This window comes from Amycolatopsis orientalis (assembly GCF_000943515.2).
GTDB classification, from domain to species: Bacteria; Actinomycetota; Actinomycetes; order Mycobacteriales; family Pseudonocardiaceae; genus Amycolatopsis; species Amycolatopsis orientalis.
Map to the genome: position 1 here is coordinate 8791184 of NZ_CP016174.1, position 25446 is coordinate 8816629.

Annotated in this window: 25 protein-coding genes; 13 read left to right on the forward strand and 12 right to left on the reverse strand. The window is 67.9% G+C overall.

Translation table 11 applies throughout. The features are described from left to right. Nucleotides 1–26: 26 nt before the first annotated feature. A complete protein-coding gene (locus SD37_RS38435; RefSeq protein WP_044855801.1) occupies nt 27–1214 on the reverse strand; it encodes a glycosyltransferase family 4 protein in 1188 nt (395 codons plus the stop codon). Further along, nucleotides 1195–2511 (reverse strand): nucleotide sugar dehydrogenase, encoded by a 1317-nt coding sequence (locus tag SD37_RS38440; RefSeq protein ID WP_044855840.1) that lies wholly within the window; start codon nt 2509–2511, stop codon nt 1195–1197. The genes SD37_RS38435 and SD37_RS38440 overlap by 20 nt, the downstream gene beginning before the upstream one ends. 368 nt (nt 2512–2879) lie before the next feature. On the opposite strand from SD37_RS38440, the gene SD37_RS38445 reads away from it, so the two are divergent. Then, entirely contained in the window at nt 2880–3875 is a 996-nt protein-coding gene (locus SD37_RS38445) for a dehydroquinate synthase/iron-containing alcohol dehydrogenase family protein (protein WP_044855802.1), read from the forward strand. Nucleotides 3876–4064: 189 nt separating this feature from the next. Further along, the gene (locus SD37_RS38450; RefSeq protein ID WP_044855803.1) at nt 4065–5468 is read left to right on the forward strand and encodes an SdrD B-like domain-containing protein; all 1404 of its coding nucleotides are present in this window, start codon (nt 4065–4067) and stop codon (nt 5466–5468) included. Nucleotides 5469–5532: 64 nt separating this feature from the next. Here SD37_RS38450 and SD37_RS38455 read toward each other — a convergent pair whose 3' ends face one another. The 3 genes from SD37_RS38455 to ddaH all read right to left on the reverse strand — a co-directional run bounded on the left by SD37_RS38455 (nt 5533) and on the right by ddaH (nt 7929). Beyond that, nucleotides 5533–6219: a glycoside hydrolase family 75 protein gene (locus SD37_RS38455; RefSeq protein WP_044855841.1), complete on the reverse strand. Its 687-nt coding sequence runs from the start codon at nt 6217–6219 to the stop codon at nt 5533–5535. Between the two features lie 117 nt (nt 6220–6336). Beyond that, nucleotides 6337–6993 (reverse strand): polysaccharide deacetylase family protein, encoded by a 657-nt coding sequence (locus SD37_RS38460; protein ID WP_044855804.1) that lies wholly within the window; start codon nt 6991–6993, stop codon nt 6337–6339. A 93-nt stretch (nt 6994–7086) separates the two neighbouring features. Next, nucleotides 7087–7929: a dimethylargininase gene (gene ddaH, locus SD37_RS38465; RefSeq protein ID WP_174567888.1), complete on the reverse strand. Its 843-nt coding sequence runs from the start codon at nt 7927–7929 to the stop codon at nt 7087–7089. 74 nt (nt 7930–8003) lie between these two features. On the opposite strand from ddaH, the gene SD37_RS38470 reads away from it, so the two are divergent. From SD37_RS38470 to SD37_RS38485, 4 genes are all read left to right on the forward strand, one after another. Beyond that, complete coding sequence (locus SD37_RS38470; RefSeq protein ID WP_037308316.1) at nt 8004–8450, forward strand: Lrp/AsnC family transcriptional regulator; 447 nt, start codon at nt 8004–8006, stop codon at nt 8448–8450. A 57-nt stretch (nt 8451–8507) separates the two neighbouring features. Next, nucleotides 8508–9272: an enoyl-CoA hydratase gene (locus tag SD37_RS38475; protein ID WP_044855807.1), complete on the forward strand. Its 765-nt coding sequence runs from the start codon at nt 8508–8510 to the stop codon at nt 9270–9272. Between the two features lie 290 nt (nt 9273–9562). Further along, entirely contained in the window at nt 9563–11470 is a 1908-nt protein-coding gene (locus SD37_RS38480) for a 2-oxoacid:acceptor oxidoreductase subunit alpha (protein ID WP_044855808.1), read from the forward strand. Beyond that, complete coding sequence (locus SD37_RS38485; RefSeq protein WP_065913055.1) at nt 11467–12534, forward strand: 2-oxoacid:ferredoxin oxidoreductase subunit beta; 1068 nt, start codon at nt 11467–11469, stop codon at nt 12532–12534. The genes SD37_RS38480 and SD37_RS38485 overlap by 4 nt, the downstream gene beginning before the upstream one ends. Nucleotides 12535–12622: 88 nt before the next feature. Here SD37_RS38485 and SD37_RS38490 read toward each other — a convergent pair whose 3' ends face one another. Further along, nucleotides 12623–14020: a sunset domain-containing protein gene (locus tag SD37_RS38490; protein WP_044851859.1), complete on the reverse strand. Its 1398-nt coding sequence runs from the start codon at nt 14018–14020 to the stop codon at nt 12623–12625. A 15-nt stretch (nt 14021–14035) separates the two neighbouring features. Next, complete coding sequence (locus SD37_RS38495; protein ID WP_044851858.1) at nt 14036–15061, reverse strand: polyprenyl synthetase family protein; 1026 nt, start codon at nt 15059–15061, stop codon at nt 14036–14038. A 160-nt stretch (nt 15062–15221) separates the two neighbouring features. Between SD37_RS38495 and SD37_RS38500 the strand changes: the two genes are divergently transcribed. Then, the gene (locus SD37_RS38500) at nt 15222–16184 is read left to right on the forward strand and encodes a neutral zinc metallopeptidase (RefSeq protein WP_044851857.1); all 963 of its coding nucleotides are present in this window, start codon (nt 15222–15224) and stop codon (nt 16182–16184) included. Nucleotides 16185–16188: 4 nt separating this feature from the next. Here SD37_RS38500 and SD37_RS38505 read toward each other — a convergent pair whose 3' ends face one another. Then, a complete protein-coding gene (locus SD37_RS38505; RefSeq protein ID WP_044851856.1) occupies nt 16189–16494 on the reverse strand; it encodes a DUF6204 family protein in 306 nt (101 codons plus the stop codon). Between the two features lie 180 nt (nt 16495–16674). Here SD37_RS38505 and SD37_RS38510 point away from each other — a divergent pair, with 180 nt between their 5' ends. After that, nucleotides 16675–17334, forward strand: a complete 660-nt coding sequence (locus SD37_RS38510) for a hypothetical protein (protein ID WP_044851855.1) — start codon at nt 16675–16677, stop codon at nt 17332–17334. Nucleotides 17335–17454: 120 nt separating this feature from the next. Beyond that, on the forward strand, nt 17455–18090 hold the full coding sequence (locus SD37_RS38515) for an SRPBCC family protein (protein WP_044851854.1): 636 nt from the start codon (nt 17455–17457) through the stop codon (nt 18088–18090). On the opposite strand, the gene SD37_RS38520 is transcribed toward SD37_RS38515, so the two are convergent. Genes SD37_RS38520 through SD37_RS38530 form a run of 3 tightly spaced genes read right to left on the reverse strand, consistent with a single transcriptional unit; the run spans nt 18066 to nt 20889 of the window. Beyond that, nucleotides 18066–18806 carry an HNH endonuclease gene (locus SD37_RS38520; RefSeq protein ID WP_037308343.1) on the reverse strand — a complete coding sequence of 247 codons (741 nt, stop codon included), beginning with the start codon at nt 18804–18806 and terminating at the stop codon, nt 18066–18068. The two genes, SD37_RS38515 and SD37_RS38520, sit on opposite strands and share 25 nt — an antisense overlap. Next, nucleotides 18803–19990 (reverse strand): AAA family ATPase, encoded by a 1188-nt coding sequence (locus tag SD37_RS38525; protein ID WP_044851853.1) that lies wholly within the window; start codon nt 19988–19990, stop codon nt 18803–18805. The genes SD37_RS38520 and SD37_RS38525 overlap by 4 nt, the downstream gene beginning before the upstream one ends. Before the next feature lie 26 nt (nt 19991–20016). Continuing rightward, on the reverse strand, nt 20017–20889 hold the full coding sequence (locus tag SD37_RS38530; protein ID WP_236725211.1) for a hypothetical protein: 873 nt from the start codon (nt 20887–20889) through the stop codon (nt 20017–20019). A 581-nt stretch (nt 20890–21470) separates the two neighbouring features. Between SD37_RS38530 and SD37_RS38535 the strand changes: the two genes are divergently transcribed. From SD37_RS38535 to SD37_RS38550, 4 genes are read left to right on the forward strand one after another with little or no spacing between them, the layout of a single operon-like run. Next, nucleotides 21471–21887 (forward strand): hypothetical protein, encoded by a 417-nt coding sequence (locus tag SD37_RS38535; protein WP_044851851.1) that lies wholly within the window; start codon nt 21471–21473, stop codon nt 21885–21887. After that, complete coding sequence (locus tag SD37_RS38540) at nt 21887–22516, forward strand: DUF3558 domain-containing protein (protein ID WP_044851850.1); 630 nt, start codon at nt 21887–21889, stop codon at nt 22514–22516. The genes SD37_RS38535 and SD37_RS38540 overlap by 1 nt, the downstream gene beginning before the upstream one ends. Further along, nucleotides 22516–23802: a PPE domain-containing protein gene (locus tag SD37_RS38545; protein WP_044851849.1), complete on the forward strand. Its 1287-nt coding sequence runs from the start codon at nt 22516–22518 to the stop codon at nt 23800–23802. Before SD37_RS38540 ends, SD37_RS38545 begins: the two co-directional genes overlap by 1 nt. Before the next feature lie 27 nt (nt 23803–23829). Then, complete coding sequence (locus tag SD37_RS38550) at nt 23830–24585, forward strand: ESX secretion-associated protein EspG (protein WP_044851848.1); 756 nt, start codon at nt 23830–23832, stop codon at nt 24583–24585. Here SD37_RS38550 and SD37_RS38555 read toward each other — a convergent pair. After that, complete coding sequence (locus SD37_RS38555; RefSeq protein ID WP_044851863.1) at nt 24582–25421, reverse strand: helix-turn-helix domain-containing protein; 840 nt, start codon at nt 25419–25421, stop codon at nt 24582–24584. The genes SD37_RS38550 and SD37_RS38555 overlap by 4 nt on opposite strands. Between the last annotated feature and the right edge of the window lie 25 nt (nt 25422–25446).

Below are 25446 nucleotides of genomic sequence, written 5' to 3' on the forward strand. Positions count from 1 at the left end.
TGTTCAAAACGCGACCGGGAAGTCGATCAACGGACAGCGGCCGCATAGGCCGCGAGCAGGGCTTTCTGGGAGTTTTCCCACGAGAGCGGACCGGCGACACGAGCCCGCCCCAGCTCACCCATCGCGGCCCGCTGGTCCGGCGAGTCGAGCAGATGCGCGATCAGCTTCGCGAACTCCGGTTCGTCGTTCGCCGGCGCGTACAGCGCGGCCTCCCCGGCCGAAACCCGGGCCTCCCGCAGTTCGAAGGAGACGATCGGGCGGCTCATCGCCATGTACTCCATGATCTTGTTCATGGTCGACACGTCGTTGAGCGGGTTCAGGGGGTCCGGCGAAAGGCAGACGTCGGCCGTGGACAGGTAGCGCAGCAGGTCCTCGTCGGAGATCCGGCCGGTGAACTCGACCTGGTCGTCGAGTTTGAGTTCCTTGGAGAGCGCGACCATGGCGTCGAAGGCGTCACCGGAGCCGATGAACACGGCGTGCCAGTCGGTGCGGCCGACGGTGTCACGCAGCGAAGCGAGCGCGCGCAGGGCGTAGTCGACGCCGTCCTGCGGGCCCATCACGCCGAGGTACGCCAGCAGATGCGGCTTGCCCTTCTTCAGCTCGACTTCGGCCGGGACCTGGTGGAACCGCTCGACCACCGGCGCGCTGCGCACGACGAAGACGTCGTCCGGCGACTTGCCGCCGCGTTTCACGGCGACGTCCTTGTAGCTCTCGTTGGTCGCGATGACGACGTCGGCGGTCTTGTAGGTACGGCGCTCCAGCGCGCAGACCGCCCGGTACAGGAAGTCTTCGCCGCGGTCGAACCGCGAGAGGTACAGCTCGGGGCAGAGGTCGTGCTGGTCGAAGATGAACTTCGCACCCTGGCGTTTGAGGTAGAGCGCGACCAGGAACAGCAGGTCCGGCGGGTTGCAGGCGTGCACGACGTCGACCCGGCCGACCTTGCGGGCCAGCCGGAGCGTGTGCCACAGCGCCGAGCCGTACTCCTGGACGTAGCCGGCCGGACCGCCGGTGGCGGCCTTCAGCGGGTACCGCAGGATGTGGACGCCGTCGATGGTGACTTCGGCCTCGGTGTCCCGTTTCGTCCCTTGTGGACAGATGACGTGGACTTCCCAGCCTGCGCCCGAGAGTGTCTGGCACTCCTGCCAGACGCGGCGATCGAAGGGGACGGAAAGGTTCTCGACGAGGATGAGAGCTTTACCAGGCAAGACCGACATATCCCTCTTCAGTCCGGCGCCGGTCGGCGTCGGGTACGCGGACGAGATCGATGATGGTGTGGCCGCCACCGGCCGGGAGCGCCGCGAGGACGTCCGGGTCGGTGCAGCCGATGAGGGAGACCTCGGCGTGGTCGAGGACCTCGCCGATGGAGCCGGCCAGCAGCTGGCCGAGATGCGGCAGCCTGCCCTCGATGTACTCGCGGTTCGCGCCCATCAGCCGCGAAAGGCTGACGTTGGCGTCGTAGATACGGAGGTCGTAACCCTTGCCGAGCAGGCGCTCCGCGAGCTCGACGAGCGGGCTCTCACGGAGGTCGTCGGTACCGGGCTTGAAGGACAGGCCGAACAGTCCGACCTTGCGTTTCCCGGTGCGCGCGACCAGGTCGAAGGCACGCTGGAGGTGTTCGTCGTTGGAAGGCAGCACGTGCGACAGGATCGGGACGGCGACGTCCGCGCGGTGCGCGGCGTAGACCAGGCCGCGCAGGTCCTTGGGGAGGCACGAGCCGCCGAAAGCGAACCCGGGGCGGAGGTAGGCGGGGCTGATGTTGAGCTTGCGGTCGGCGAGGAAGACGTCCATCACCTGGTGCGAATCGAGCCCCAGCGCGCGGCAGATCGCGCCGAGTTCGTTCGCGAAGCCGATCTTGAGCCCGTGGAAGGAGTTGTCGGCGTACTTGGTCATCTCGGCGACCGGGATCGCGACGCGGAAGACCTCGCCGGGAAGCCCTTCGTAGAGCGCCGCGACGACGTCACCGCTGGCCGCGTCCAGCTCGCCGATGACGGTCTTGGGCGGGTCGTAGAAGTCCTTGACGCTGCTGCCCTCGCGCAGGAACTCCGGGTTGACCGCGACCCCGAAATCGACACCGGCGGTGCGGCCGGACGACTTCTCGAGGATCGGGACGAGCAGGTCGAGGCAGGTGCCCGGCAACATGGTGCTGCGGAAGACGACCGTGTGCCTTTGTGTTTTGGTCTTGAGCGCTTCGCCGATCTCCTCGGCCACGCGCTCCAGGAACGCCGTCGACAGGCTGCCGTTGGGAGCCGAGGGGGTACCGACGCAGATGAGGGAGACGTCGCTGTCCGCGATCGCCTGTCTGACATCGGTGGTCGCTCTCAGCGCGCCACTGGCGACGACCTCCGCGGTCAGTTCCCCGATCCGCTCCTCCACCACCGGCGCCTTGCCGCTGGAAATGAGGTCGATCTTCACCGGGTTCACGTCGACCCCGACGACCTCGTGCCCACGCCCGGCCAGGCACGCCGCCGACACACAACCGACGTAACCGAGCCCGAAGACACTGATCTTCATGACGAATTCCTCCAGCCGCATTCCGCTGCCCGTTGGTCGGCGGAAGCCCCGGCTTCGTTACCGGTGTCCACGCTTCGCCTGCTTTTGGCGGAATGCCTGTGCGGCAAGGGAATTACTCATCGTTCGAGGACCGCGAAACGCTACAGGACGCGCGTAAGGGTTTCGTCTCGATCTGGGCGCGGCAGGAGGAGAGGCAGCGGGACCGAGTGGGTCGGGTGGGTCGTGAGTGTTAAGTGTCGTTCTAACGACACTTAACACTCACGACCCACGTGCCCCAGTTATCCACAGCCACCCCTCCTCGCACCCTGCTTATCCACAGATCCGCTCGGCGCTCTCCCAATGCCCGGCTCAGCGGCGATCGTCGAAGGGTGCCCACTCACAAACGCTGGTCGGAGGAATCGATCCCGGCCGAACAACGCCCCAGCTGGCCGGTCCTCCTGGGCGAGCAGCATGGAATCGTCTCGAGGCGACAATTACGCGCCTACGGCCACACCATGGCGGACATCAGGGCGAATCTCGACAGCGGACGCTGGCGACGGGTCCTCCCCCGCGTTTACTCGACGTTCACCGGTGAGTTGTCCCGCCCGGCCAAGATCCACGCCGCGTTGCTCTATGGCGACGGCTACGCGATCTTGAGTCATCGGACGGCCGCCGAGGAATGGAAAATCCTCCCGGTGATCGAAGGACCTGTCGAAATCACGGTTCCGTACACCTTCTCCGCGGTCTCGCAGGCTCCTCTGGTCATAGTGCATCGATCCCGCGCGTTGCCGCACATCGCCGCCGGAACGAACCCTCCACGGACCAGGGTCATGGACACGATCCTCGATCTGGCCACCGCGCAGCGAACACCACAGCAGGCGACGAACACCATTGTCGACCTGCTCGGCCGGACCAGAATTTCGGTGACCGCCATGCAGGCGTGCGTACTCGCCCGGCCACCGTTCCGCTATCGGCCCTCCATCCGGTATGGCATCGCACTCGTCGGCGGCGGGCTCATGTCGGCACTCGAAGTGGCGTACCAGGAGAAAGTCGAGGACGACCACGGATTACCGCGGGGGAATCGGCAAACTCCTGTCGAAGTGGACGGCAAAACGCTCTGGGAGGACGTCACTTACGATCCTCATGGGGCCGCGGTGACCGTCAGGCTCGATGGCCGGGCGACCCACTCCACGCCCGGCGTCGCCTTCCGGGACCGCCGTCGCGACAACGCCGCTGAACTGGCCGGACGGGCAAGACTCGTCTACGGCTGGCAAGACGTCCAGGACTCGCCGTGTGCGGTGGCCGCCGAGGTCCGCACGATCCTGATCCGGGAGGGTTGGGATCCGGCCGGAGCACGGGGGACGACTTGCCGACGGTGTCACTAACGGCGATCTTGCCGTTGATCGCACGCGACCTCTTAACACGTCCAAGCCGCCCTCACGGTTGCCCGGCCACGGCACCGGAATGTTCCGCTCTGGCCGCCCCGCCATTCCCGACTTTAGGTTCGGTTCGTCAACGATCGCCTGGAGCGTCCGTGAGGGACGGGCGTGTCGGGCGAGACTGGGGAGAACACCATGCGAAGAACATCGCTGCGCGCGATCGGCGCGTTGACCGCGGCCTTCACGGTCGTCGGCCTTACGACCGCCGTGCCCGCCTACGCCGCCACCGGCCCGAACATCAAAGTGACGGCCAAGGCTCAGGAGGGCCGCTGGCTGCCGGGCGACGCCATCCCGATCGAGGTGACGGTCGCCAACATCGGTGACACGACGGCGAATCAGGTGAAGGGGTACAGCGAGCGGGAGTCCGGCGCTTACTTCACCGTCGACGAAGCCTCCTGGGGCGACCTTCGTTCCAAGGACGGCGCCACCTACGCGCCGGGTGAGAGCAGGACGTACACGCTCAAGGGCAGCGTTTACACCCTCAACGAGGGCAATCCGGTGCTCAACATCGATGTGAGCGGCCCGGAAGAGGCCGACTACTCGGACAACCGCAGCCTGATCACCGTCGGACTGCTTTCCCCCGCCACCACCGATCGAGTCGCCGGGGTCCTCTACGGTGACCGCGACGAAGACGGCAAGTTCTCCCCTGGCGAAGGGCTCGCCGGCGCCGAAGCTCGGTTGATCGGTTCGGGTATGTCCGAATACCTCGTAGCGATCACTGACGCCGAAGGCCGATTCGCCTTCGATGCCGTCCCGGTCGGCTCCAACGTCTCTTGGCACTTCGAGAAGCTTCCGGACGGCTGGGTGACCGGATACCCGCCGAGCCTGAGGGTGGACGGCAGTGGGCAGAACACCGCACTCGAGGGCAGGGCGATCCGCCCGCTGACAGACTCGCTGAGCGCGAAGATCTCGCTCGACAAGACGAGCTACGCGGTGGGCGAGACCGCGACGGCGACGGTGACGCTCACGAACGTCGGCGCCCGCGAAGTCACCGGCCTGTACGCGGGATGTGACCCGGGCGGCTTCGAGCGGGGTTTGGAGATACCGCAAACCCAGTGGGGCGCGTTCAGCTACATGAACAAGGCGGGCAAGGTGGCCCCGGGGCAAAGCGTGGTCTTGAAGGTCACCGGCACGGTGCCCGCGAAGGCGGGCGCCTACGGTGAGACCGGGCTCGATTGCTGGTTCGACAACGACAACTCCTTGAGTTCCGGACCGTATGCCTACCAAAACGCGAAGGTGCCGGGCGCCAGGGCCGACTCACGCGGTCAGCTCTGGTACGACAAGAACGGCAACCATCGGCTCGACCCAGGCGAGGGAGTGGCGAACACGACCGTCGCCCTGAGCACGACCGACAAGAAGCTCGTGTCGCTCGCCAAGACCGACGCCAACGGCTTCCTGACCTTCACCAACGTCGCGGTCGGCGTCTACCGGCTCTCCCTGCTCGGCCCTTGGCGGACGGAAGGATCCGGCGAGACCATCGAGGTCGTCGCATCGCCTTACAACCCCGGCCAGTGGACCCTGCACGTGGTCCCGCGCTGATCATCCGAATGGTACGGCCCCGGAGGCGAAAGCTCCCGGGGCCGTTGCCGTACAACAGCTTTCGTCAGCCCTGGACGAACTTCGTCGCCAGGCCCTCCCCCACGGACGTCGCCTTGTCGTGGTTCTCGATGGGCGACACCTTCGAGTTCTTGAAGCAGATGTAGGTGACCCCCGAGTCGACGCCGCCGTTCGCCGGATCCGGGTTGATGCCGAGCGCCTTCGCGGTCGCGTAGGACGCTTCGCCGATGATGTCCTTCGGGCCGGTGTCACCGATGACGGTGTACAGCACCTTGTTGTTGTAGATCACCGCGCACGAGCCGGCGCCCTTGAGCCCGGCCTTCTCGAAGTTCCACGTGCTGCTGATGCTCGGCACGACGATGTAGGGCGTCTGGTCGGCGATCAGGGCCTTGCCGTCGGATCGCGGGTACGCGGTGTCGGGCTGGAACCACGGATCGGTGTTCTTGTTGCACCGTGCCGTCGGCTGCCCGTCGCAGTCGATGTCCATGTCGGCCTTCCAGAACACGGCGCTTCCCGCGTCGCAGACCGCGATGGTCCGGCCGGTTTCGTCGTCGGTCTTGTACTTGCCGTTCGAGACCTGCTTGCAACTCGCGGTCTTCGCCAGCAGCTGCTGCGCGGTCGGGCCCGCCTGGATGGCGACGTCCCCCGCGGAGGCCGGTGCGGCCGCGGCCGCCGCCGCCGGGGCCAGCCCCGCGGCCATCACCATCGCCGAGAACAGGAGCAGTTTCCGCATCCCGAACACCCCTTAGTTAATAAAGCTTCTTTATCGAGGGTGCTCAGGATGCCGCCGCACACGAGCGGACTCAAGGGCTGTCAGGGTGTTGTTTTCCCACTACGCAACGAAAACCGGTCAAAAGTGGGCAAGTTTGGCGACCCGCGTCACGAACCTTCCCGCTCGGCGGTACAGGCCTTCCCGGTCACCGAGCACGCCGTCGATCCACTGCTGGTCGACATCGTGCCGGACCTTGATCCGCGGCCGCAGCAGGCCGTCGCGCGAAGCCGCGCCGCCTTCGGTCGTGTAGACCCTCGTCGCACCGGAATGCCGGAGCCTGCTGAGCACCCGCCGGTCGTAGGCGCCGAACGGCGGCGCGTACGACCGCACCTGCGCCCCGCTCAGATCGGCGAGCAGCTTCGGCGCCGTTTCGAGTTCGCGTCGCGCGTGCCTGCCGTCGAGCCGCCGCCAGTCACGGTGCTCCCAGCCGTGCGAGCCGATCGACATCCCGGCGTCGGCCAGCTCGCGGAGGCCGTCCGCGTCGACGAAGCCCCGCTGGCCGATGCGGCCCGCCAGTGGGAAGAACTCCGCCGTGAGATCGCGTTCCACCAGTCGCGGCAACGCGATCTCGACGTCGGAGGAGTTGCCGTCGTCGAAGGTGAGCCCGACGTCCTCCCGTCCGGCCACCGTGTCGAGTACCCGCTCGAACTGCTCGACCGTCACCCATGTGTCGTCTTCGCCTGGACCGAGCGTGCGCACGGGCTTGCCCACGCCGCCGATCGCCAGGATCACCATCCGCGCCTCATTCGGGACCGAGTGTGTGTTTCCCGATTAATCGCGTTGGCGAATGGAGTAGTTACATGATCCAGCGAAGTGTCCACGAACGGGTTACTTGCGGATCTCCAGGGTGCAGCACTTCGGGCCGCCGCCCGCCTTCCTGAGCTCGGAGATGTCCACGAAGACGGGCTCGTAGCCGCGTTCGGCGAGCCGGGCGGCCAAGCCGGTCGCTTCGACCGGCAGGACGACGTTGCGTCCGTCGGAGACCCCGTTCAGCCCAAAGCATTCGGCGTCGGCGCGGTCCGCGATTACCGCGTCCGGGAACATCCGCGCCAGCACCTTCCGCGACCCGGCGGAGAAAGCCTCCGGGTAGTAGGCGATCTGTGCGGACGTGGTGTCGGTGGCCTCGGCGAGCACGAACAGCGCGGTGTCGAGGTGGTAGTAGCTCGGGTCGATCAGCCGCAGCGAGACGACCGGGACGCCGAGGACCTCCTGCGCTTCGGCGTGCGCGGCCGGGTCGGTCCGGAAGCCGGTGCCGGCGAGCAGGACCTTGCCGGTCCAGGCGAAGTCGCCTTCGGCCTCGTTGATCTTCTCCGGCATGGTGATGTCGCGGTAGCCGTGCTCGACGAACCAGCGGCGGAAGTGCTCGGCCTCGGCGGCACGCTGCGGGGCGCGGAACCGGGAGCCCAGGACGCGGCCGTCGACGACGGTGCCGGAGTTCGCGGCGAACACCATGTCGGGCAGGCCGGGCTGGGCGTCGATCTCCTCGACCGTGTGGCCGAGGCGGCGGTAGGTGTCACGGAGCTCGGACCACTGCGCCATCGCGGTGTCCGCACTGACCGGGACGGTGGGGTCCATCCACGGGTTGATGACGTAATCCACCGCGAAGTACCGCGGCGGGCACATGAGGTAGCGGCGCGTCGTGGGTACACGGGGCTGCTCTAGTACCGGCATACACGAAGGGTAAGGCTCACCTAATTCCGCAATCAATCGCTGTTCGCTGCGTGTATACCTGCTAAACATTGCGTGTGAACACCATCGACCAGCGAATCGTTTCATGTCTGATGGCCAACGCGAGGTCCAGCTACGCCGATATCGGGAAAGTCGTCGGTCTTTCCGCGCCCGCGGTGAAGCGGCGGGTGGACAGACTGCTCGAAACGGGGGTCCTGCGCGGCTTCACCGCCGTCGTCGACCCCGAGGCGCTGGGCTGGGGAACCGAGGCGTTCGTCGAGGTCACCTGCAACGGCAACATCACCCCGGCCCGCATCCGCGCCCGGCTGGAGCCGCTGCCCGAGGTCGTCGCCGCCTACACCGTGTCCGGCGCGGCCGACGCGATCGTCCACCTGCGCGCCTCGGACATCCACCATCTGGAGACCGCGCTGGAACGGCTGCGCGGACTGGAGATCGTCGACCGGACGGTCTCCACCGTCGTCCTTTCCCGGCTGTTGGAACGCCCGCCGACCCCCGAGGCATGAACCTTTCCTGGCTGTTGGAACGCCCGCCGACCCCCGAGGCATGAAACCCTCGACCCCGTGACCGATCAAATCCACTCCAGCCATGACGGCGGCGTCGCCGTGCTCACCATCGACGCGCCCGCGACCCGCAACGCCCTGACCCTCGACCTCTCCGCGCGACTGGCCGACGCCGTCGGGCGCGCCGAAGCCGACGAGAGCGTCCACGCGGTGGTCATCACCGGTGCGCCACCGGCCTTTTGCGCGGGCGCGGACCTCGACACCCTCGCCGCCGCGCGGGAGGACGGGCTCCGCGCGATCTACGACGGCTTCCTCTCGGTCGCCCGCTGTTCCCTGCCGACGATCGCGGCGGTCGGCGGCGCCGCGGTGGGCGCCGGATTGAACCTCGCGCTCGCCGCGGACGTCCGCATCGTGGGACCGCGGGCGAAATTCGTGGCCAGATTTCTCGACTTGGGCATCCATCCCGGCGGCGGGATGACGTGGATGATCCAGCGGCTCGTCGGCCCGCAGAAGGCGGCCGCGATGACGCTCTTCGGCGAGGTCGTCGGCGCCGAAGCCGCTGTCGAAGCCGGACTCGCGCTCCGCCTCGTCGAAGGAGATCTGGTCGAGGCCGCCCGTGAGCTGGCACGACCCGCCGTCGAGGCGCCGCGTGACGTCCTCCTCGCGACGAAGCGCACGCTTCGGCACACCGCCGCGCTGACCGACCATTCGGCGGCCGTCGACGCCGAGATCGAGCCCCAGCTGGCGTCGCTCACCGCGCCGGCGTTCGCCGAGCGACTGGCCGGGTTGCGGGCTTCGCTGTCCAAGCGCTCGTCCAACCGCTGATCGCTTCTCGACCGGACTTCACTACGCTTGAAGGAGATACGGCTCACAATGGAGGCGCATCGCTAACCGTTACCATCGGTAACAGATAAACCGGATAATCCCCGCTCAGCGACGAGTTCAGGCCACTCAAGAAGTAGGTCCAGGCCATTTCTGGGGCACCCTGGGAAGTGTGCCGAGGACTAGCCTCGGGACATGACACCTGTGACCTGGCCGACATCGCCGGGCGAGGCACGCCGATCTCCGGCATGGCCGGGGACGACGCACGTCGGGAGAGAGGGAATCCCTGACCTATGAGCACGAGTGCGAACGGCAACGGCTCCTTGTCGGCCGTACGGCCGACCGAGGTCGCCAAGCTGGACCGGGTGGTCATCCGGTTCGCGGGTGACTCCGGTGACGGCATGCAGCTGACAGGCGACAGGTTCACCTCGGAGGCGGCGGCCTTCGGCAACGACCTGTCGACCATGCCGAACTTCCCCGCGGAGATCCGCGCGCCACAGGGCACCATCCCCGGCGTCTCGAGCTTTCAGGTGCACTTCGCCGACTACGACATCCTGACGCCGGGCGACCGGCCGGACGTCCTGGTCGCGATGAACCCCGCGGCGCTCAAGGCGAACCTCGCCGACGTCCCGCAAGGCGGGACGATCATCCTCAACACCGACGAGTTCACGAAGCGGAACCTGGTCAAGGTCGGTTACGACAACGACCCGCTCGACGACGACACCCTTTCGGCCTATCAAGTCCACCGGGTCGCGATGTCGACGTTGACCAGAGGCGCGCTCGAAGAAACCGGACTGTCCAAAAAGGACGCCGAACGCGCGAAGAACATGTTCGCGCTCGGGCTGCTCTCCTGGATGTACCACCGGCCCACCGAGGGCACCGAACGATTCCTGCGCGAGAAGTTCGCGAAGAAGTCCGACATCGCCGAAGCCAACATCCTCGCCTTCCGGGCGGGCTGGAACTACGGCGAGACCACGGAGTCCTTCGCGACGACGTACGAGGTCGCGCCCGCGAAGCTGAACCAGGGCACGTACCGCCAGATCACCGGGAACACCGCGCTGGCCTACGGGCTGGTCGCCGCCGGGCAGCAATCCGGGCTGCAGATCCTGCTCGGCACCTACCCGATCACCCCGGCGTCGGACATCCTCCACGAGCTGTCCAAGCACAAGAACTACGGCATCCTCACCTTCCAGGCCGAGGACGAGATCGCCGGCATCGGCGCGGCCCTCGGCGCCTCCTACGGCGGCGCGCTGGGCGTCACCTCGACCTCCGGTCCCGGTGTCGCGCTGAAGTCCGAAGCCATCGGTCTCGCGGTGATGACGGAACTTCCGCTGGTCGTGATCGACGTCCAGCGCGGCGGCCCGTCCACCGGGCTGCCGACCAAGACCGAGCAGGCCGACCTGCTGCAGGCGATGTTCGGCCGTAACGGTGAATCCCCCGTCCCGATCGTGGCCCCGCTGTCCCCCGCGGACTGCTTCGACGCGGCCCTGGAGGCCACCCGGATCGCGCTGAAGTACCGCACGCCGGTGTTCCTGCTGTCGGACGGCGCGATCGCGAACGGCTCGGAGCCGTGGCTGATCCCGGACGTCGGGAACCTGCCGGATCTGCGGGTGGAATTCGCCACCGAGCCGAATGCCGAAGACGGTTCCGGGGAATTCTGGCCGTATGTCCGCGACCCCGAGACCCTCGCCCGCGCGTGGGCCGTGCCGGGCGCGGCCGGGCTGCAGCACCGCATCGGCGGGCTCGAAAAGGCCGACAAGACCGGCCACATCTCCTACGACCCGGACAACCACGACAAGATGGTCCGGCTGCGCCAGGCCAAGATCGACGGCATCGACGTCCCGGACCTCGTCGTCGACGATCCGAGCGGCGGCAAGGCCAGGGTCCTCGCGCTCGGCTGGGGCTCCTCCTACGGTCCGATCGGCGCCGCGTGCCGCCGGGTCCGCAAGGAGGGCATGCCGATCGCGCAGGCGCATCTGCGGCACCTCAACCCGTTCCCGGGCAACCTCGGCGACGTACTCCGTTCGTACGACACCGTGGTCGTCCCTGAAATGAACCTCGGCCAGTTGTCGATGCTCTTGCGGGCGAAGTACCTCGTGGACGTGAAGTCGTACACGAAGGTCGCCGGGATGGCGTTCAAGGCCGAGGAGCTGCAAGGCGTGTTCACGGAGATCATCACCAGTACGGAGGCGGCGAAGTGACCGCGATTGATCTGGGGATTCCCACCCTCGGCGGCCTGGACCTCGTGCCGACCGAAACCGAGCCGCAGAAGGCCAAGGACTACAAGTCGGACCAGGAGGTCCGCTGGTGTCCCGGCTGCGGCGACTACGTCGTGCTCAACGCCGTGCAGTCGTTCCTGCCGACGCTCGGCCTCAAACGCGAGAACATCGTGTTCATCTCGGGGATCGGCTGCTCTTCCCGGTTCCCGTACTACCTGAACACCTACGGCATGCACTCGATCCACGGCCGCGCGCCGTCGATCGCGACCGGGCTCGCGACCGCCCGGCCGGATCTGTCGGTGTGGGTCGTCACCGGTGACGGCGACGCGCTGTCCATCGGCGGCAACCACCTGATCCACGCGTTGCGGCGCAACGTGAACATCAAGATCCTGCTGTTCAACAACCGGATCTACGGCCTCACCAAGGGCCAGTACTCACCGACGTCCGGGCCGGGCATGGTCACCAAGTCCACCCCGATGGGCTCGGTCGACACCCCGTTCAACCCGCTCTCGCTGGCGATCGGCGCCGAGGCGTCGTTCGTGGGCCGCGCGCTCGACTCGGACCGCAAGGGCCTGACCGAGGTGCTGGAGGCCGCCGCGAAGCACCGCGGGTCGGCGCTGGTGGAGATCTACCAGAACTGCCCGATCTTCAACGACGGCGCGTTCGACGTCCTCAAGGACAAGGACGAGGCCGCCTCCCGGCTGATCCCGCTGCGCGGCGGCGAGCCGATCAGGTTCGGGCCGCAGGGCGAATACGGCGTCACGCGTGGCGGCTGGGGCGGGCTCGAGGTCGGGAAGGTCGCGAACATCGGCGAGGAGAACCTCGTCGTGCACGACCCCACGATCGAGGACACCGCGTACGCGTTCGCGCTGTCGCGGATCGGCGACCAGAACCTGAACCACGTGCCGACCGGCATCCTGCGGCAGGTCGAGCGGCCCACCTACGACGACCAGGCACGTGCCCAGGTCGAGGAGGCCCGCGCGGCGCGCAAGCCCGATCTGCAGGGGCTGTTGCGCGGCAAGGACACCTGGACCGTGGTCAGCTAGCCGTCGGTCCTCGTCCCGGATGTTATGAACGGGACTTTCATTGCAAAATTTGCAATGAAAGTCCCGTTCATAACATCTCCGGGGTCTCTCAGGCGAGGGGACGGAAGCCGACCCGCTCCGCGTCGGTGGCGGAACGGAACCACACCTCGGCGACCATCTTCGGGAACTGCGGCGAGTCTTCGGTGCAGTACCGCAGGGCCGTCACGCTGGCCTTGACCGCGAAGTCGTCGGCGGGACGCCCACCGCCCGGACGCGGCATCGCCGAACCGGGGCCGAACGGGCCCGGCGGGACGGACTCCGCCACCGGCGCGACCTGCCGCGCGGGCGGGGGCTCCGGCGCGGGCATCGCGTCACCGGGCTGGACGGCGGGCTCGAACAGCGAGCCGCTCTGCCCGCCGGACAGATCCGGCTCACGGCGTTCGATCGCCCGCATCGACGGCTGGATCGGCTGGGGCGGCTCGAAACCGCCGCGGACCGTGCCCCGCGGCGTGCGCTTGGGCAGCACCTGGGTGGCTTCGGCGGGCGTCTCGGGCTCTGAGTCGAGAAGACCGGCCTGCGCCTCTTCGTCGGATCCGAACGCGTACGCGGGCGGATCCTGCAGCTCCTCTTCCCGCTCGAACCAGTTGGTCTCGACGGGCGGCTGCTCCGTCTCCACGCGCGAAGCCGGGCTGAACAGCGAGACCGGCTCCGGCTGCGTCTCCACGCCCTCGGGGTCCAGCTGGATCTCCAGGCGGGACCGGTACGGCCCATCGCCCGGCAGCATCGGCTGAGGCTCGGGTTCCGGTTCGGGCCGGGGCTCCGGCTCGACGTCCAGCTGCGAGGCCGGCTGCAGGTACTCGGTCGCCGCGGCGGCGTACGGGTTCACCGGCTCCGGCTCGGGCTCCGGCTGGGTCGCCGGGATGTACTGCGTCCGCTCGGCGGGCTCCGCCTCGGGCTCGGGGTCGATCCGATCCGAGGGGATGTACTGCGTCTGCGAGGCCGCGGGCTGCTCGGGCTCCGGCTCCACGTCGGACGTGGAGCGGTACTCGGCCTCGTAGTCCTCTTCGGGCTCGAAGGTCCGCGTCGCGAGCGGGGTGTGCACCGGCTCCGGCTCGGGCGCCGTCTCCTCGGCGAAGTCCTCCCGGACCTCCTGGGCGGGCTCCGGAGCCTGCTCCTCGGCCGGTTCGGTCCAGCGCGGCGCGGGCTCGTGCTCGGTGAGCGTCTCGGGGTAAGCGGGCTTCGGCTCCTCGGCGGCCGCGAACTCCTCGTCCAGCTCGTCGTCCGTCGGCTTCGTGAAGTACGCCGTCCCGCCCGCGGCGGCCGCCGCCCCCGCGCCGAGGGTCACCCCGGCGGGCAGCCGCGACGTCTCGGCGTGCGCGGTGGCCAGCGAGCTTTCCAGCTCACGGATGCGCTTGCGCGCCGGAAGCACCAGTACCAGCCAGGTGAGCAGCGCCCCGACGACGAACGCCAGCAGACTCCACAGCCAAACCTGTCCGAAAATGGACATCTATCTTGCCCCTTGTTAATGCGTTCGCGCGACGAGGTAGTCGGCGACCGATTCGCAGGCGTCCCGTGCGGGCGACGCGGGCAGCGCCGCGAGCTCGGCACGCGCCCGCCGAGCGTAGTCGGAAAGGGTTTCGCGTGCGCGTTCGAGTCCGGACGAGGCCCGCAGCAGCTCCAGGGCCTCGGCGACGAGCTTGTCGTCGGAGATCGGGCCCGAGAGCAGCTCGACCAGGCGCGGGTCGGTGGCCGGGTCGGCCAGCGCGTACAGCATGGGCAGCGTGCTGACGCCTTCGCGCAGGTCCGTGCCCTGCGCCTTGCCCAGCTCGTCCGAGGGCGACGCGATGTCGATGACGTCGTCGGAGATCTGGAACGCCGTCCCGATGATGTCGCCGAAGCGGCGAAGCGCGTCGATGTGCTCGTCGGCGGCGCCGGACATCATCCCGCCGAAGCGGCCGGAGGTGGCGATCAGCGAACCGGTCTTCTGCGCGATGACCGTGAGGTAGTGCTCGACCGCGTCGTCGCCCTCGGCCGGGCCGACCGTCTCGCGCATCTGGCCGGTGACCAGTTCGCCGAAGGTCTCGGCGATGATCCGGGCGGCGTCCGTGCCGAGGTCCGCGACCAGCCGCGAGGCGTGCGCGAACAGGAAGTCGCCGGTCAGGATCGCGATGGTGTTGTCCCAGCGGGCGTTGACGCTCTCCGCGCCGCGCCGCATGGTCGCCTCGTCCATCACGTCGTCGTGGTACAGCGTCGCGAGGTGCACCAGCTCGACCGCCGCCGCGGCGATGACGACCTGGTCGCCCTGCTTCGGCCCGAACTGCGAGGCCAGCAGCGTGAACAGCGGGCGGAAACGTTTGCCACCCGCCTCGACCAGGTGCGAAGCGGCGTCCTCGACGGCCTTGACGTCACTGCGGACGACCTCGCGGAGGAGGGTCTCGACGTCGGCGAGCCCGGTCGCGAGGGTGCGCAGGAGCTGTTCGTCGGCGATCTGGAGTCCCACGGACGCGCGCAGGTCCTCGATGGCACCACCTGGGGCAGGTGAAGACACAGACACGTCGGCTCCGCTCTCTTTGACACCGGTTCGGGATTGCTTCCAGCGTAGTGGCTAGCCCCTGAGGCCTGTTGACGTGCTGTCCAGGGGAAACGGTGACGAACATGACACCCCCGCCGAGTATCCTGCCGACCTTGGCTCGAACTGGGGGAAGTACATGAGCACACCGGACGATTCCGGCGAAAGACCGTCGTGGGCACCTCCCGCCGAAGACCACCGGGAGCAGCGTTCGACGGTGTGGCTCACCGTCGTCCTCTTCGCCGTCTTCATGGCGGTGATGCTGGTGGTGGCCGTGCTGGTGGTGGGCGGCGTGAAGGACTCGAAGGCGGGCGCGGTCCAGACCCGCCCGCAGGCCGTCCCGCCGGCGTCGGCGCCCGCGTCCGCGTCCTCCGCTCCGCCCGCCACGCGGCAGGAGGTGCCGGTCCGCAAACTCGAGACGGCGGCCAATCCCCTCGTCGCTCCCGGGGTGGCGATGCCGAAGGTGACCTGTGAACTGCCCAAGCTCCGCGGCACGCAGGAGCAGCTGGACGCGTTCTACCTGGCGCTGATCCCTTGCCTGGAGCGGGCATGGCATCCGGTCCTGACCCAGGTCGGCGAGCCGCGGATCCCGGTCGCGGTGAACCTCCACGACGTCTCGAACACCGCCTGCGGCCCACCTCCGCCCGCCTCGGAGGCCATGGGCTTCTACTGCTCGGACGACAAGACGATCTTCGTCCCGTTGCCGAGGCAGCTCGCCGACGGCGGTCCCGATCTCCTGAACCAGCTGTTCCTGCTCGCCCACGAGTACGGACATCACGTCCAGGAACAGTCGGGCATCCTCCGGAAACACGACCTGCTCTACCGCGAGGCCAATGGCGACCAGTCGAAGATCCTCGACCTGAGCAGGCGGCTGGAACTGCAGGCCGACTGCTTCAGCAGCCTGTTCCTGGCCAACGCCGCGGGCCGGGGCTCGATCGGCGCCGGACTGGTCAGGCCCGTCGGGCAGGCTGATTTCCAGGTCCCGGACAGCAAGACCCACGGCTCGGCGAAGAACGCCGCGTTGTGGCAGAAACGCGGCTTGAAGGCCAAGGACACCTCGGCGTGCAACACCTTCGCGGCCCCGGCCGCCGAGGTCTCCTGAACGCCTAGCGGCGGCGGATCTTGATGTCGTCCATGCAGGTGGCCTTGCCCGCGACGTCGCGGTACGGATAACCCTTGGCGTCCAGCAGCTCCATGACCTTCAGCTCGGCCTCGTCGAGCACCTCGCGCTCTTCCTCGCCGCGCAAGGTGACGCGGTAGGTGAACGCGCCGAGGTGCGCGCTGTAGGTGAACAGGCCGTCCTCGGTGAACCCGATCGCCTGATGGTCGCTCAGCTCGGCGAGCAGCCGGGCGCGGGTCTCGGCGTCGGGATGGTCGAACTTGCCGTTGACGAGGACGCGGTAGGTCGGCATGCGTTCGAATATACAGACCTGTATCTGGATACGAACCTGAATATCCAACGGGTACCCATGATCCACGACCGAGTGAAACGACCGTCACGCGCGCAACGGGCGAATCCGACACGCAGATAGTGATGACAAAGGAAGAACGGCCGATCCGGCTCGCTCTCCATCACGTGAGGAGGACGTGCAATGCGCATCACCATCGCAAGTCGGGCCGGCCTGGTCGGCGCGCTGTTGCTGGCGGGTCTCGGCGCCGGTGTGGCACCGGCGGCCGCGGCGAACCCGGCGGGAGCGGCCTCGCTCGGCTCCGCCGCCTTCACCAAGGGCACCTCGACGCCGATCTCGATCTCGTCGCTCGCCGGCTGCGCGGTCGAGGGACCGACGACCAACTCGTCCGGGGTCGTGACCAGGACCGGGATCACGTTCGGTGGCGGCACCTCGACCTGCACGACCACCGTGGTCGACCCGGAAAACGACGTGACCACCACGAAGTCGGAGACCAAGGGCCAGAACTTCGAGCTGTCGGCGCTGGTCTCGTCGAGCGGGCCGCGGATCAAGATCCGGAGCTACTCGGTCAGCTGCACGGCGACGCAGACCAACACGAACGCGACCTGGTCGTACGGCGGCGCCACCGGACTCGGCACGCTGCCGTCGCCGGTCCCGGTCGGTTACGTCAAGCCGATCACGAAATCCGACGGCACCCTGCTCGCCGAGGCGATCTTCAACGAGCAGGCCTTGCCGGGCGACGGCAGCATCGGGCTGACCATGCTGCGGATCAAGTTCGCCCCGGCCTCGAACATCACCGGCGAAGTGATCGTCGGTCGCGCGGCCTGCTCCCCCACACCCTGACCGCCTGCCGGGAGAGGGGCGTCCGGGTCGTCCCGGGCGCCCTTTTCTGTAGTGGCTTATATAAGCCTACGCTGATACCTTGGCGACATCCGAGTGGCATCCGAGCCGAGGAGGACTCCCATGGTCGACGTGACCAGCCAGATCGACTCCGTCCAGCGCAAGGTGGGCACACGTGTGGTCGAAGCGGGTGAGGCGTCGACGGTCACCGTGAGCCAGGTCTACGACACCGATCTGGAGGACCTCTGGGACGCCTGCACCAACCCCGAACGCATCCCGCGCTGGTTCCTGCCGGTCACCGGCGAGCTGCGGGTCGGCGGCAAGTACCAGCTGGAAGGCAACGCCGGCGGGGTCGTCGAGCGCTGCGATCCGCCGAAGAGTTTCGCCGCGACCTGGGAGTACGGCGGCGATGTCAGCTGGATCGAGGTCCGGCTGAGCCCCGAACCCGACGGGCGCACGCGGTTCGAACTCGACCACACCGCGGTACCCAACGAGCACTGGAACCAGTTCGGGCCGGGCGCGGTCGGCATCGGCTGGGACATGATGCTGAACGGGCTCGCCCTGCATCTCGAGTCCGGCGAGGCCAACGATCCCGAGGCGGCCATGGCCTGGATGGTGAGCGAAGAGGGCAAGCTGTTCATGACCCTGAGCAGCGAGGCCTGGTACGAGGCGGATGTCGCCGGCGGCACCGATGCGGACAGCGCCCGCACCCGGGCCGACGCCACCCTGGCCGCCTACACCGCGCCGCCGGAGAGCTGAAGATCCTCGGCGAGTTCGGGGGCGCGAAGCAGGTCGATGAGTTCGTCGTCCGAGCGGAAGACTGCGCGCGCCCCCGGCATCTTCGCCTGCCGGAGCATCGCGTGGAGCACGTCGGCGTGCGGCTGGTCGAGCAGGGTCCAGGCCATCGCACGCCGCTTCACGTCGTCCCCGAGCGCGCGGGCGGTCCACCAGCCCACGACGAGCGCGCTCACCTGGTTGACCGCCGTTTCCCTGCCCCGCGCCAATTGCGCGCGGTTCAGCCCGCACACCTTGATCGTCTGCTCGCCTTTTTCAGTCAGCGCACGGTAAGTCCCGATCGACAGCACCAGGAACAGATGTTCCAGTGGGTCTTCGGCGGTCGGGTCGATCAACAGGCTGTGGCCGTCGTCGTCCACCGGGAACAGGTCGCGTTTGTGGTGGCTGTTGCAGTATTCACAGGCGAGCAGGTGGTTGAGCCAATCGAAGGCGCGCGCCGGGTTCCGCGCGATCGGCTCGAAATGGTCCACAGTGGACCCGAGCCCGTCGCCGCAGTACATGCAATAGCCACGGCCGGCGGCCATCACGTCCAGCCCCGCCCGCAAAGACCGCCGCACGGCACGGGAAACCCGCCACAACCGTCGCGCTTCCTTGCTGTCACCGGGCGGGATCCGCGCGGTCAGGTCTTCGAGATCGGCGACCACCCGCCCCGGCAGCGCGATCCGGCGGATCCCGATCACCGATCGTCGGCCTCGAACCGCCTGGCCACCTCGTCCACCCGGCTCGGCGGCGAGCTGCTCAGCATGCCCCGCAGGCGTTCCCATTCCCGGACGCCGTTCGCGTCCGCCCGCCCGGACGCCACCTGGAACTCCAGCTCGGCGAGATGCTCCCGCAACTCGACCGCCTGCGGCGAATAAGGCGTGTCGAGGCCGAAGAGATCGGAAAGCACGGCGTCGTCGCCGGTGCCGAACACGACCCGTTCGTACAGCTCCTCGGAGACCACGCGCGGCGGGACTTCTTCGTCCGGCCCGGAAAGCCGGACGAGCCCGCCGGGATCGGCGGCCTGGCACACATAGGGACTGTGCGTGGTGACGATGAACTGGATCCGCGGGAAATGCGCCTTGAACCACGAGCCCATGCGTTTCTGCCACGACACGTGGAGATGCGCGTCCACCTCGTCGATGATCACGACGCCGGGACTCTCGTGATCGAGGCCCGCGCTGTCGAGTTGCTTGAGCAGATCGACGACGAGCGCGGTCACCGTGCGGTAGCCGTCGCTCATCTCGCGCAGGGGGAACCTGTCACCCCGGTATTCGACCCAGAGCCCGTCCGAATCGACGTCCCGGATCCGGTAGCCGCCGGGCAGGAGGCCGTCGCCGAGGATCTCGAGCGCCGCGTCCTTGAGTTCGCGGGCGCCCGCTTTTCCTTCCAGGGCACGGAGATGCTGGTTGATCAGCCAGGTGACCCCCTCGGCGAGCGAGGCGTCTTCGTGGAACAGGCTCGCCATCCGCGCCAGCGACCCGGCGCCGCGCATCCACGACTCGGCCTCGCCGCTACCGCCCGCGAGCCGCCGGAACGGCCCGTACGCCGCGCAGAACGGCTGGCCCGGCGGGAGTCCGGAGATCGGCAGCAGCCCGGAATCGAGCCAGCGGACCTCGACCGGCGCGGGCCCTTCCTCGCGCATCACCGACAGCTCGATGGACCCGTTCGTCGCCCCCGTCGAGATCCAGCTCCCGGCGTCCGACAGCAGCCCCCAGGCCACGTCCGGCGCCGCCGCCACCGCGATGGCCCGCAGCAGCGACGTCTTGCCGGAGCCGTTGCGCCCGGCGAGCACCACCCAGCCGGGGCCCGGCAGCCGAAGGTCGACGGTGCGGGCACCACTGAAGCCGCGGATGTTCTCCAGCCGGACCCGCTCGATGTACATGGAGGAAGCTTACGACGGCACGGACCTCACCTGGTCACCCGAAAGTGGGTGACCATCACCAGTTCCATCACCGCGTGTGCCTTGGCGACGTCCACCATCGGGATCGCGCGCGACCGCGGCCACTCGTCGACCCCTCGCTCCCGCTCGGTGGCGATCAGCAACCGGACATGCCCACGCGAGTCGAGATCGCCGAAAGGCGAGACATAGATGAGCAGTTCGCTCTCGTCCTTGTCGCGAAGGGTGACTCCTGGATTTCCGCTGAACGAGACTTGACGGTGGTCCTTGAAGGTGCGGTGCGGATCCGCGAGCCACTCCCCCGGCGCACCCCCGTTCGCGGTGGCCCCGGCCTCGATCTGGAGCCGATGCCGCGGTTCGACGAAGTAGCAGGAACCCGGTGTCGCGATCGGCTCGAACTCCGGCCCGTAGACCTTCTTGACCGCGTTGCGGAACACCGCGCACTCGACGTTCGGATCGGCCGCCCCCGCGGCGAGGATCTGCTCGGCACCCGTGGGCACCGGCGCGTCGACGGCCGGATCGCAGTTCTCGCCCTTGCTGTTCGAAACCCAGTTCGCGCAGGCCCCGATCCGGGCGCTGTCCTGGCCGCCGGGCGGGTAGACGAGATCGCGAGGGAGCTTGGCGGCACCCGCTGTGGCGAAATCGCGGAGGAGTTCGCAGTCCTTGCCGCGGCTCTGGAAGCCCAGTTCGAACTTGATCGCGCGTTGGAAACTGAGCGGAACCGTGACGGCGCACCCTTCGACCCTGCCCTCACGGCGGGATTCGATCTGGTAGGCCTTCACCCCGCCCAGATCGACCACGGCCCCGTCATTCCGGAGTGCCGCGTGACCGGGGTCCACGTCATGGACGTACAGGATGTCTTCGTAACCGTCGCGGTAGAGCATGCAGGATTTCCGGTCGGACCTCACCTTGGGCTCACGTGTCACGGGCCGGGTATCAGTGCCCTTCCGGCGCGCATAGACGGCCAGGTCGATCAGGGAGCACAAGTCGAGTGCGGCCAGCGCCGCATCAACGGCCTGTGCGTCACGATCGGCGGGTCGAGGTTGTTTCGGCTGCCATTTCGGAAAATGCGGCTGAGGAGGGGCAGTGACCACGGAATCCGTACATGCCGCCAATAGCCCGGCGAGCAGTGCAACAAGAATCACTCTTCGAAACTTCATTACGCGGAGTATGCGAACTCGCGGTGGCATCCACCAGCAGAAAGACCTTCCATCGACGCACAACCACCCGAATGGTTTTCACTGATAGTCACCAGGGACGCGAGCGCTATTCAGTGGGGAACGGAACTTTATGCAGACGTGCTCGCCCGCTGGGGAACCCTGGTAATCTTCCCGGCGTCGGATTACGCAGGGTGCATCGGGGTGGAGCGCCTTGTAGCCACGGGAGGGGCATATGACGACGGTGACTTCGGGGCGGGTTCGCCCGGTCAGCGGGGATCAGTTCGGGGTGGCAGGGGTGCATAGCCATGCCTGAGGGAACGCCCGTCTACCAACCCGGCTTCAACCCGGGCTCGATCTGCAAAGCCCCACCCACCGGCGGTTCTTACGGGACGCCGGTCGCAGAGGGGGCGGGGTTCAAGTACGACGAGGCGACCCTCCACGAACTGGCGAATGAGTGGCGCGACCTGGCCCTCGAGTACCAGGTTGACCTCGCTGAAGCAGGCAAGGTCGCCAGGGCCCTGCCTCCTGGGCTGGAGTACGCCAGCGCCAACAACGCAGGCACCACTCAGCAGTCCGGGACAGCGCTCGAGGCAGCCCTCCGGCAGCGAATCAGCTATTGCGAGAGCATGGCCAATAAGTACGTGACCGCTCTCGGCAAGTACGCCACAGCAGAAGATCACGCCACTGCAGTCATCGACCAACAGCCGAAGGGCATCGCCTGATGCGCCGCACCATCCTTCTCGCCAGCGTCATCGCGCTCGTTCTCTCCGCCTGTTCACCTTCAACCGAGAACGGCACTCCTGCTCCTACCACCGGCGACGCCAGACCCATCCCCTCAAGTACGACCGGGCAGCTCCCCGGCCCCGGGGTGCCCAAGGTGGACGATCCGATAAACCTGGTCCAGATCAAAACGACACCCTGCAAAGCCCTCACCAGTGCTCAGGTGAAGGAACTCCTCGGGTCAGAGGGGGAAACACGGGAACGCTTGGACGGCTCGAGTGGACCTTCGTGCTTGTGGGCACCGCACTCCGCCACTCGCCCAACGGTCAGTGTGCTCTTCAGCAAAGCTCCCGACCGAGGAATGACGAGTGTCTATGAAGCCAAGGGCACAACTTACAAGCTTTTCGAACCGCTTGGGTCGATCGATGGCTATCCGGTAACCGCCTACGGCACGGAAGACGAGCGAGCCAGTCGAGGTAAGTGCTCTGTTGCGTTGGGGACCAGCGACAACGAGACCATCGACATCGTGCTCGAGCAGTCTGAGGCCAACATCGGTAAGAAGGACCCCTGCGACGCCGCCCGTGAGGCGGCGATCCGAGTCCTCGCCACGGTCAGAGGGGGCGGCAACTGATGGTCGCCGAAGGACCACTCACCGCCGCCCAGATCTACGAACAGATCACCAAGGGCGAGGGCACCGGTTCACTCTCCGAGGCCCAGGTTGCGGCCTACAACCTGACCAAACGACACCACGAGCGCGCGCAAAGGCTCACCGCGCTCGCCCAGAAGTCCATGGCTGGCTGGCAAGGCGCGTCCAGCACCGCCGCCGCTGACGCGACGCGGCCTGTCGTCGAGGCAGCCATGGACGACGCGATGCATCTGGCAGTCGCCCAGAACGCCATCACCGCGCAGATGGACGCGTTCGGTACCGCGAAGAACTCCGTCAAGCCGGTCCCGCCGCAACAGCCCGCGCCCACGGCCGAGGATGTCGTGGGGATCCTCGAAGGCAACGGCGGCTACTGGGACAAGGTCAAGAGCTACCAGGCCGACAGCCAGCACAACATCGACACCTTCTCGGTCTATCACTCGGCCAGCACCTCCAACGGCGACGAGCTGCCCGCCCAGTACGCGCAGCTGACCGACCCCGGCGGCACTGTCACGCTGGACGACGGCGGCTCCGGGAAACCGGCGGCCAAGGGGTTCGGCGACGGCTCCGACGGGCGTGATCGCGGGATCGGTGAGCCCTACCGCGGGCCGGGCACCGGCGAGCCGGGGCCGGGCGGGCCTGGTACCGGTGGCCCGGACGTGAGCGGCCCGCAGCCCGAACAGGGTGGCCCCCGGCCCGGGCAGAGTGGCCCTCAGCCGGTCCAGCCGGTGACACACCTTCCGGCACCTGACGACGGAACCCGCGCCAACTCGTACACGCCACCTCCGGTCAACCCGGTCGTGCCGCCCGCGGCGAACGCCGACTTCGGACCGACCGGCAAGCCGATCAACACGTTCAACCAGCCAGGCACCCTCCCGCCCGGGCACACGCCGTTCGGGCCGGGAACCGGTGGCACGCCGGGGTCGCCCGGCGGGCGGACCGCGGGCGGGCCCGGATCGCCGGGCGGCTACCGGGGTGGTGTCCCCGGCGGGCCGGGTGGCACCGGGCAACCCGGTCCGGGTGGTCGTAGTGGCACCGGGGCGCCAGGTCAGCCCATGGGCGGCCGTGGCGCGGCGGGATCGGCCGGTGCCGCCGGTCGCGGCGGGGCGAACGGGATGCCGATGGCGCCCGGCGCGGCCCGTGGCAAGGGCGAGGAGGACAAGGAGAAGAAGGCTCCTGCGTACCTTCAGAACCCGGATCCGGACGAGACCTTCGGCGGCTACATCGAGAAGCCGATGCCGCCGGTGATCGGCGAGAAGAAGACGCAGCAGTAGCGCCACAGTCTCAGGGGAGGGAGAAACGTGGTGCTCGCGCGCCCGGTCGAGATCACGCTCGACACCTTGTTGACCGCGTTCCGTCACGCCGGCTGCGGAGATCCGCATCTGATCTTCGCGGGCGGCCTGCGCTACATCCCGCCGTCGTCGCGAAACGGCGAAGACAGGGCGGCGTTCGAGGAGCTCGGTGGACTGGGCTTCACCGAAGGCAAACGGTTGACCAGCGATTTCGAGGACGTCCTGCACATCCTCGATCGGCCGAACACCGAGTACTACGCGACCGTCCGGACCGAGGCGGAGCAGTACAGCGTCTTGGTCGCCGTGCGCGGACGTGCGGCGGTCACCGCGATCTGCCAGGACCACCGGGTATGGCTGAAAGGCGTGCGGACCGACGACCGCGCGGCCGCGCTCGTGATGAACCTGCCCGAGTACCCGCCCGCCCACTTCGCGCCGTTTTCGTTGCCACAGGACGATTTCAAGCCCGGCGCCGGAAGCGGCCTCTACGACGACGAGGCCGAGGCACGAAGCCGTGACGCGCGGCGGCTGGACGAGGTCTTCGAGCAGCCGTACTTCGGCGTCGGGTTCTTCGCCGCGGCGAAGCATCCCGATGGCGGCAAACGTGTCGAAGCCACCGACGGTCTGACGTATCTGGACATCGACGCCGGACGGGTGGCCATGCACGTGACCGGCTCGTCCACGAACCGCTACATCACCGTCCTTCCCGGTGAACCCACGTTGCTGGCCCAGAAGGTCGCCGCGTTGCGGGCGAGCCTCGACCACTAGACCAGCGGCACCAGGCTCTCGATCAAACTCACCGACCGCCCCGGATCCAGCGCCACCGCGGTCGAACGCACTGTCGCCCGCTCGTAAGGTTCGACGTCCTCGGGCTGGTGCAGGAACACCCCGGCGCCCCGGTGTTCCAGCCGCACCAGCGGACGGCCGTCCGCGAACTCGAGCAGGGCGTAACCGCCGCACATCCCGGGATGGCCGCCGACGTCGAAAGGGAAGACGCGCAGTTCGACAGTCGGCCGCTGCGCCAGCGCGAGGAGGTACCGAAGCTGGTTGGCCATGATCCGTTCGCCACCGACGTGCCGTCGCAGGGTTCCCTCGTCGAGAAACGCGACCAGCCTCGGCGGATTCTTCCGGTCCAGCACCTTCTGCCGATCCTGGCGTAGATCCATTCGTGCTTTGAGCGCCGCGGTGGAGACGTCGGCCGCGGACAGCGCGGCCCTCGCATACGAAGGTGTCTGCAGCAGCACGGGAAGCAACGCGGTACTGGATTCGACGATCTTGGTGGCTTCGAGTTCGTACTGCGCAAGGGTTTCCACCTGGCACGGCACCTCGGCGTCGCGAGTTTCCAGCCAGCTGGGACGATCGGCGTCGCGAGCCAGCTCGATCAGTACTTCCCTTTGCTCGCCAGTGATCTGATAGACCGCGAGCAGTGCCGACACCTCTTCGGTGGACGCGGCGCGTACTCCGGTTTCGAGACGGCTGAGCGTCGACTGCGACCAGTCCAGTTTGTCGGCCACTTCGGTCATGGCCAGTCTGCTGATCTTCCGCGCGACTCGAAGTCCTTCGGCGAGTGCCCGTGCCTGGGGGCTGGGTTTCGGCTTCGGCATGGCGAAAATCTGCCAGGTGCGGCCC